The sequence below is a fragment of the Microbacterium sp. Bi128 genome, assembly GCF_918698205.1.
In genome coordinates, this window is the sequence record NZ_CAKKMM010001600.1 from 1 (window position 1) to 1,100 (window position 1,100).

Consider the following 1,100-nt stretch of genomic DNA (forward strand, 5'->3'; position numbering starts at 1 on the left):
GGGTCGGTTCGCTCTCGATCGCCGACTGCACGATGGCGAAGGACTCGATGGTGCCGTCCGCGGCCGCCGAGATTTCCGGTGTCAGGGTGTTCACGCCGGCGGTCTCCAGCCAGAGCTGCCCCCACCGTTCCAGGTCGCGGCCGCTGGCCTTCTCGAGTTCGGCCATGAGGTCGCTGAGCTCGGTGTTCTGCCAGGCGTGCTTGCTGAAGTACTCCCGCACCCCGGACATGAATTGCTCCGGGCCCACCCAGGCGACGAGCTGGCGCAGTACCGACGCGCCCTTGGCGTAGGTGATCCCGTCGAAGTTCACCTCGACGTCCTCGAGGTCGTTGATCTCGGCGAAGATCGGGTGCGTGGTGGGCAGCTGATCCTGCCGGTAGGCCCAGGACTTCTCCACGGACGCGAACGTGGTCCAGGCGTGGCCGAACTCGGTGTTCTCGACGGCGGCCAGGTGGGACATGTATTCGGCGAAGGACTCGTTGAGCCAGAGGTCGTTCCACCAGCGCATGGTGACGAGGTCGCCGAACCACATGTGCGCGAGCTCGTGCAGCACGGTGATGGCGCGGCGTTCCACCTGGGCGTCGGTGACCTTGCCGCGGAAGACGTAGCCTTCCAGGATGGTGACGGCCCCGGCGTTCTCCATGGCGCCGGCGTTGAACTCCGGCACGAAGAGCTGGTCGTACTTCTCGAACGGGTACGGGCAGCCGAACTGGGCCTCGAAGAACTCGAAGCCCTGCCGGGTGAGTTCGAAGATGTTGTCCGCATCGAGGTATTGCATGAGCGACTTGCGTGCGAAGATGCCCAGCGGGGTGACCTTGCCCGCCGCCGACGTGACCTCGCTGCGCACCGACTGGTACGGCCCGGCGATCAGCGCGGTGACATAGGAGGACAGCCGCGGTGTCGGCGTGAACTCCCAGACAGAGCGGGCGCCCCCATCCGCGCCGGGGATGGTCTCCACCGGCACCGGGGTGGGGGAGTTGGACACGACATCCCAGTGCGAGGGGGCGGTGACGGTGAACGTGAAGCTGGCCTTCAGGTCGGGCTGTTCGAAGACGGCGAACATGCGCCGCGAATCCGGGACCTCGAACTGGGTGTACAGG

At 66.4% G+C, this 1,100-nt stretch carries 1 protein-coding gene; it reads right to left on the bottom strand.

All coding sequences use genetic code 11. From position 1 onward, the window contains the following. On the bottom strand, positions 1-1,100 hold a 1,100-nt coding region (gene pepN, locus LQV45_RS34845; RefSeq protein ID WP_230012518.1), incomplete at both ends, for an aminopeptidase N.